This window comes from Mesorhizobium silamurunense, from assembly GCF_014843825.1.
Classification (GTDB): domain Bacteria; phylum Pseudomonadota; class Alphaproteobacteria; order Rhizobiales; family Rhizobiaceae; genus Mesorhizobium; species Mesorhizobium silamurunense.
Genome location: NZ_JHQR01000169.1, coordinates 1 through 7125, shown reverse-complemented (window position 1 = coordinate 7125; position 7125 = coordinate 1). Strand labels below are relative to the sequence as shown.

Annotated in this window: 7 protein-coding genes; 2 read left to right on the top strand and 5 right to left on the bottom strand. The window is 65.2% G+C overall.

The window, feature by feature from the left end; all coding sequences use genetic code 11:
• Nucleotides 1–608 (top strand): 3-keto-5-aminohexanoate cleavage protein (locus DH10_RS18955; RefSeq protein ID WP_192385231.1); only part of this gene is annotated, 608 nt, incomplete at its 5' end.
• 106 nt (nt 609–714) lie between these two features.
• Here DH10_RS18955 and add read toward each other — a convergent pair.
• The 3 genes from add to DH10_RS18940 form a co-directional block, all read right to left on the bottom strand.
• Nucleotides 715–1707 carry an adenosine deaminase gene (gene add / locus DH10_RS18950; RefSeq protein WP_192258080.1) on the bottom strand — a complete coding sequence of 331 codons (993 nt, stop codon included), beginning with the start codon at nt 1705–1707 and terminating at the stop codon, nt 715–717.
• Between the two features lie 287 nt (nt 1708–1994).
• Entirely contained in the window at nt 1995–3053 is a 1059-nt protein-coding gene (locus tag DH10_RS18945; RefSeq protein WP_192258082.1) for a Gfo/Idh/MocA family protein, read from the bottom strand.
• A gap of 112 nt (nt 3054–3165) precedes the next feature.
• On the bottom strand, nt 3166–3951 hold the full coding sequence (locus DH10_RS18940) for a ThuA domain-containing protein (protein ID WP_192258084.1): 786 nt from the start codon (nt 3949–3951) through the stop codon (nt 3166–3168).
• Nucleotides 3952–4170: 219 nt separating this feature from the next.
• Between DH10_RS18940 and DH10_RS18935 the strand changes: the two genes are divergently transcribed.
• Nucleotides 4171–4926 (top strand): bestrophin-like domain, encoded by a 756-nt coding sequence (locus DH10_RS18935; protein ID WP_192258086.1) that lies wholly within the window; start codon nt 4171–4173, stop codon nt 4924–4926.
• A 2-nt stretch (nt 4927–4928) separates the two neighbouring features.
• Here DH10_RS18935 and DH10_RS18930 read toward each other — a convergent pair whose 3' ends face one another.
• Together DH10_RS18930 and DH10_RS18925 are read right to left on the bottom strand one after the other, a co-directional pair.
• Nucleotides 4929–6170 carry a glycosyltransferase gene (locus tag DH10_RS18930; RefSeq protein ID WP_192258088.1) on the bottom strand — a complete coding sequence of 414 codons (1242 nt, stop codon included), beginning with the start codon at nt 6168–6170 and terminating at the stop codon, nt 4929–4931.
• Nucleotides 6171–6464: 294 nt separating this feature from the next.
• Nucleotides 6465–7125, bottom strand: a 661-nt coding sequence (locus DH10_RS18925; RefSeq protein WP_192385230.1) for a DUF2778 domain-containing protein, incomplete at its 5' end; no start/stop codon positions are given.

The following is a 7125-nucleotide window of genomic DNA, read 5'->3' as shown; positions in this document are numbered from 1 at the left end:
CAGAACTGCATCTCCACGCGCGCGGCGCCGACGGCCGGGAAAGCCTCGCCCCTGAAGCGATGGACCGGACGGTGATGGCGCTGCGCCGCGCCTGCCCCGGCACGCTGATCGGCGTCTCCACCGGCGCCTGGATCGAGAAGGACGACAGGCGCACGCTGGCGGCCATCGCCGGCTGGCATGAACTGCCCGACTATGCCTCGGTCAACCTCAGCGAGGCGGCGGCGCCCGAAGTAATGGAGACTCTACGCAACCGCGGCGTCGGCATCGAGGCCGGGCTCGCATCGATCGGCGACGCCTTGCGGCTCGCCAGCCTCGACCATGGCGGGCGGGTGCTGCGCGTACTGATCGAGGTTTCCGAGCAGACGCTGGACGACGCATTCGCGGTTGCCGAGGGCATCGAAAAGGTGCTGCAACGCGAAGGCATCCGACGCTCGATCCTGCTGCATGGCGAGAACGCCACCGTGTGGCCCTTCGTCGAGCGGGCGGCGGCACGGAAATTCTCGACGCGCGTCGGACTGGAGGATGGGAAGGAATTGCCGGACGGCAGCGTGGCCGGCGGGAATGTGGCGCTGGTGAAGGCGGCGGTGGGGATTTATCGCTCCCGGTAGAGAGCATTAGCTAGGCTGGCGGGACAGAGGGCGCCGTGGAGCGCTGACGTTTGTTTGCTTCGATGGGCCAAGAGCAGCCACCCGGCCGCTCCATGCGTCTCGTCCGTCAAGCCTGCCACACCGCCAGATCCGCCAGGATTCGTGCCTTCACCGCAGTGTCGGCATAGCTCGCATGCACCGATGTCGCGGCTAGCTGGCGGATGGTTTCGCCGTCCCAGGCGAAGGTCTCCGCGCAGGCGGCGTAAGACGCTTCAAGCGTCGTGTCGAGCAGCGCCGGATCGTCGGTGTTGATGGAGACCGGAACACCGGCCTTGCGCAGGGCATCGATCGGATGCTCGGCAAGCGATGGATAGACGCCGAGCGCGATGTTGGAGATCGGGCAGACGCCAAGGGGAATCCGCCTCTGCGCAAGCAGGTCGACCAGAGCCGGCTCCTCGATCGCCCGCACGCCATGGTCGATGCGATCGGCGCCAAGCAATTCGATGGCGTCGCGGACACCCTCGGGACCGCTCGACTCGCCGGCATGGACGGTCCGCCGCAATCCGGCCGTGGCGGCGCGGCGGAAGGCCTCGACGAAACGCGGGCCGGTGCGGCCGGCGGCCGCTTCGTTGCCGTCGATCGAAAGGGCAACGACGCGCGGGTGCCTGATCCTGCTCAGCAACTCCACCAGTTCGATCGCTTCCTCCGCGGACTGCGTGCGCAGCAGGCTGACACAAAGCCCGACCGGCGGGTATCCATCCTGCTCGGCGGCCGCAAAACCCGCATCGAACGCGTCGATCATTCCGGGGATGTTCCTATGCCAGTGCGGCCAGTGGGTCGGGTTGACGATGACGTCGGCGTAGCGCACGCCGCTTTTGGCCATTCGCCGCGCAAATTTGTAGGCGGTGACGGCCAGTTGCTCACGCGTGCGAAACGTGCCGCACAGCCAATCGAGCATCTTGAGAAAGCTCTTCAGATCGTGCGCCTCGAAGAGCCTGTCGCGCGGGGCACGCAGCGGAATGCCGGCCTCCTCGCAATTCCTGATCACGTCGTCGGCCTCGAAGCAGCCCTCGACGTGGATGTGCACTTCGGCCTTCGGCAGCGCGATGTAGTCAGTCAATGAAGCCTCCCGAGTTCGCTTGCCGCATCAAACCACGAAAGATCCGGTCCGCGTTTCAAGAAATGATTGAAAGAATTGCGCTCGATGACAGCCAATCACCTCCCTTGCGGGGGAGATGTCCGGCAGGACAGAGGGGTGTGAAGGAACGCCGGCGCAGGCGAATTATTTCTATCCGATACCTTTCCATCGGCTGACGCGGCTGAGGACGGTTGACAGGTCGGCAGGACAGCACCCCCCTCTGGCCTGCCGGCCATCTCCCCCGCAAGGGGGAGATTAGCTCTCAACCCTCACTGCGTATCCGCGTGCGCCCTCAGCTCCGCCCGCTTCTCGTCCGACACCACGGCGAGGTCGAGCACCTTTTGCAAACCCGCGGCATGGCGGAAGTTCGGCTCGGTCTGAACGCCGCTCTTCACCGCATCGACGAAGCGCTGGTAGTTGGTCGGCACGGTGCCGGCGTCGAGCTCTTCCCATTTGGCGTTTTCGACATTCTCGCCAGCGCAGGCCTTGAGCAGCGAGCCGTTCAGATTGTGCACCACCTCTATGCCGCCCTTGTCGCCATAGATGCGCAGCCGAAGCTCGTTGAGGTGTCCGGTCGCCCAGCGGCTGGCATGCACCACGCCGAAGGCGCCGTTGGCGAAATCGAGCGTCATGGCGAAGCTGTCATTGGCGTCGAGCGCGTAATCGCCGATGCGGTTTCCCGGCGCCTTGTCGAAGGCGCGCAGCCGGCAGAAGACGTGGTCGATGTCGAGGGCCGCGCCATAGCTCGCGAAGTCGAGGATGTGGATGCCGACGTCGCCGAGCACGCCGTTCGAGCCGTGGCCGCGCGACAGCCGCCACAGCCATTTCGGATCGGTGCGCCAGTCGCCCCAGAATTTCGACACCAGCCAGCTCTGCAGATACGACGCCTCGAGATGGCGCACCGTGCCGATCTCGCCGGCCTGCACCATCTGGCGCGCCTTCTGCAACGGCGCCACGTTGCGGTAGGTGAGGTTCACCATGTTGACGACGCCGGCGGCTTCCGCCGCATCGGCCATCTCGTTCGCCTTGCCGAAATTCTCGGCCAGCGGCTTTTCGCACAGCACCGGCTTGCCAGCGTTGATCAGCGCCATGGTGGTCGGGTGGTGGATGCGGTCGGGCGTGACATTGGCGACCGCGTCGAAATCGCCCCAGTCGAGCGCCGCCTCCAGCGAGGTGAAGCGCTTCGGGATCTTGTAGGCGTCAGCGTAATCGCCGACGCGGGCGGGATCGACATCGACGGCGCCGACGATGTCGACGCCCTCGATTGCGCTGAAGCGGCGGGCATGCTCCTGCGCCATCCAGCCGGTACCGAGTATCAATAGCCGCATTATGCCTCTCCAAGCGAATTGGTTCGATTCAATTATGTGGGCGGATGTGATCTACGTGTAATTTGCACGCAATTCCAGACGGAAAAACGCGTCGCGCTTTTCCTCGATGCTTTTAGCGAAAGCCGGCCTCGCCGGACGCATGCAGCTTGCCGCCGCGCTCGACGATCGGCTCCAGCGCCTTCTCGACCGGTACGTTCGGCGCATCGAGGATGGCCGGCTTCGAGCCTTGCGGGTTGTGCGCCCACTGCACCGCATTGCGCAGCACCTTGTGGACGGTGGCGTCGTGATAGGTTGGATAGGTCTCGTGTCCAGGGCGGAAGTAGAAGACGTTGCCGGCGCCGCGGCGGTAGGTCAGGCCCGAGCGAAATACCTCGCCGCCCTGGAACCAGGAGATGAAAACCGTCTCCAGCGGCTCCGGCACGGCAAACTGCTCGCCATACATCTCCTCATTCTCGAGCTCGAAATACTCGCCGATGCCTTCGGCGATCGGATGGCTGGGGCTGGTCACCCAGAGCCGCTCGCGCTCGCCGGCCTCGCGCCATTTGAGCGTGCAGGGCGTGCCCATCAGCCGCTTGAAGATCTTTGAGAAATGGCCGGAGTGCAGCACGATCAGCCCCATGCCTTCGAAGACGCGGCGGGCGACGCGCTCGACCACCTCGTCGGCCACCGCGCCATGGTCCTTGTGGCCCCACCAGACAAGCACGTCGGTTTCGGCAAGGCGCGTCTCCGGCAGACCGTGTTCGGGCTGCTCCAGCGTCGCGGTCGAGGCGGAGATCGCCTTGTCGGCGTTCAGCGCGGCGGCAATCGTGGCGTGCATGCCTTCTGGATAGATGCCGGCCACCACCTCATTGGTCCGCTCGTGGATATTCTCGCCCCAGACGACAGCGCGTATTGTCATGAATAGCCTCGTGTATGATTGTTGAGGTGGAGCCGCCCCGCGCCATAGATAGCGTCTTCGGCTGGCATTGGAAGCGGTTTTTGCCCCTCGCTCTGCTGCGCGTGCAGCCCAGCCCGAAAGCCTCCTCAGCGAACAACAGCATAGGTCCTTATGCTTCCATTTTGATTCAACCTCCTCCACCCAATTGGCAAGCGCCCTTTCCCGTGCGCAATATTGGCCATGGGCGAAGTGCTTGCAGGGCTGGCGATCTTTGCTTGTCTGGCCGGGGCCTCGCTGGTCAGCCTCATGGTGCATGAGCGCTTCCCCGCTCACCATCTTGGCGACGACACCAGCGCGGTGGTGCGGCTTGCCGCGAACCTCTTCGTGGTTATGTCCTCGCTGGTGCTTGGCCTGATGATCAACTCGGCCAAGAACACGTTCGAGTCCATCAACGGCAACGTCCACAGCTTCGCCACCGATCTCATTCTGCTTGACCGAACGCTCCGACATTATGGACCGGAGGCGGACAGCGCCCGGCAATCGCTCACCGCCTACCTGCAGCGCGTCGTCGACACCTCCACCGCCGACAGCGACACGACCGTCGTCCCAAACAGGCTGTCGGAACTGCTGCTCAATCAGGTCGGCGACATCCTGGCGGCATTGTCGCCTACGGGCGCCAAGCAGACCGCCGCGCAGCAGGCCGCGACACAGCAGCTGCAGAAGGTGATCGAACAACGCTGGATACTGGCCGAGCAGTCCGAGGGCGCCATCCCCGCGCCGCTGATCGCCCTGCTCGTCGCCTGGCTGACGCTGATCTTCGCCAGCTTCGGATTCCGGGCACCGCGCAATGGAACTATCGTCTTTACATGCCTCATTTCCGGGGCGCTGGTGACCGCGGCGATCTATCTGATCATCGACATGAACAGCCCTTTCTCCGGTCCGATCCAGGTCTCGCCGGCGCCCCTGCAAAGGGCGCTGGCGGAACTGACGCAGTGAGCTCAAGTCCGACTGAACATCTCGATCAAAAGCTTCGCCGCCACCGCCGCACCGTCGGCGCGGATCAAACGGGTGACCTCGCCCGCCCGGGTGCGGGTTTCCGGCACCATCGCCTTATCCAGTGCCACGGCCAATGACTCCGCAGTCGGCGTCGGTCCGTCATGCGCGGCACCGATCCCGAGCTCGGCCACGCGCCGCGCCCAGTAGGGCTGGTCACCGATCTGCGGCACCACCACCTGCGGCGCCCCTGCCCGCGCGGCGGCAACGGTCGTGCCGGCGCCGCCGTGATGGATGACTGCCGCCACCCGGCCAAACAACGCCTGCTGGTTGATATCCCCGACGGCGAAGCAATCGTCGCGATCGTCGATCAGGCCGAGCTCGGCCCAGCCATGCGCGATGACCGTGCGCCGGCCCCTGGCGCGGATCGCCTCAATGGCAGTGCGCGCAGCCTCGCTGGCGACAGCAATGGAGCCGAAGCCGACATAGACCGGGGGCGAGCCGACATCGAGAAACGCCTCCAGCCCGTCAGCGAGCGGCCGTGCGTCGGGCAGGATCCAGGCGCCGGTCTGCAGCGCGTCAGTCAGGTCCGAGGGCAGCCACGGCCCCAGCATCGGGTCGCAGGCGAGCAAGACAGGATCGCCGAAGACATAGTCGCGGACATTCTCCACCGCGGGCAATCCGAGCGACGCGCGGTGGCTGTTGATCGCTTCGCCGAACAGCGCGTTCTTGGTCGCGATATCCGTCTTCCACAGCAGCCGATTGTCGGTCACGCCGGCTGGAAGCGGATGTCCCGGATATTCGTGCGGCCGGTGATGTGCCGACGGCAGCCAGATGGGACAGAAGGTGCCGAGGATGTAGCGCATGCCCTTCTGCTCGGCGATCAGCCGCGCGGCGGCACAAGAAGGAAGAAGGCCGCACGCCACCACGGCATCGCAGCCTTCGGCGGCTGCGGCCAGCGCTTCGTATTGCCTGGCGACGATCTCGGCCGCCTGGCCGGAGATGAGCGCGGCAACGCTCCCGGGCGACGCCGATCTCCTGCGCCGGATCATCTCCTTCACCCATTCGCGCACTGGCGAGAAGGCCGGCGCCAGCGGCACGCCGGCGCGGGCGCACAGCGCGGCAAATTCCTCATCGCCAGGGACACTCACCCGCACCTCGGCGCCGAGCGCCTGCAGTCGCTCGCCGAGCGCCACCACCGGCTCGACGTCGCCGCGCGAGCCGTAAGTCGACAACAAAATCCGCATTCAGGAATTCCCTCTCCTAAAAATCAGGTCAAGGGCAGCGTACATACGCCATGGCCGGGGTCTTGCCGCAAGCCGGGGGTGCGCCATATCTATGTTCTGGGAGGGGCAGTTCTTCCTTCCCGTGCCCAAAACTCAATGGAATTGATCGCCGCCGCACCTGCAAGCAGAGTCCTGAAGGCATTGAACGCGCGCGTCGACCGTCCTCCGCGCCGATAGCGGCAAAAGACCGTGAATCGTCAGAGATCGAAGGCAGGCTACCGGCAACAAGGCTGCCGCCGGTACAATCGCGTTGGATCAGCCTTGGCGGCCTTCCTGGGCGACCTGGGTGGGCGACCTAGTCAGGCGCGGGACGACGACGAGGCGCTTGATCTTGCCCTTCTTGTAGGCGGACAGGAAGCGCTGATAGTCCTTGAAAACGAGGCAGCCATTGGATTCGGCGCGGCCGCCGCGTAGCATATAGGTGTGGGCGAGCAATCCGTCGCGGCCATATTTGTTCTTGCCGCTGGCCGGCGTCAGCCGGATCGCCTCGACGCCGTGGAAGCGCGATTCACGCATCGACAGATTGTAGGTGTCGGGCGGCGTCGGGCCGACATTCTTGCGATCGACGAAGCGCGGCTGATCGACCATTGAGCCGAAACCCGAATGGGCCTCCAGCCGAGAGCCGTCCGGCATGTAGACCGTCTTGGCCGAGATGTCGTAGACGGCGACGCCATTGCCGGTCGAAGGCCCGTTGAACAGATTCCTGAAGGCATTGCCGAGGCCGCCGCGCTCGGGCGTGTCCGGCCTGGCGTAGGCGAGCATCTCGGAAGCCTGCGCCTTGCCGCGCCTGGCGGGCTTCGAGTCCGGCACGAGGGCCGTCGAGCCCGGCACGCCCGGAAGCGCCTGGTCGGAATTCCTCATCGAGCGCGGCGTCTGCAGTCCTTGTGCAGTGTCGGCAACGGACGGCTGCGGCTTT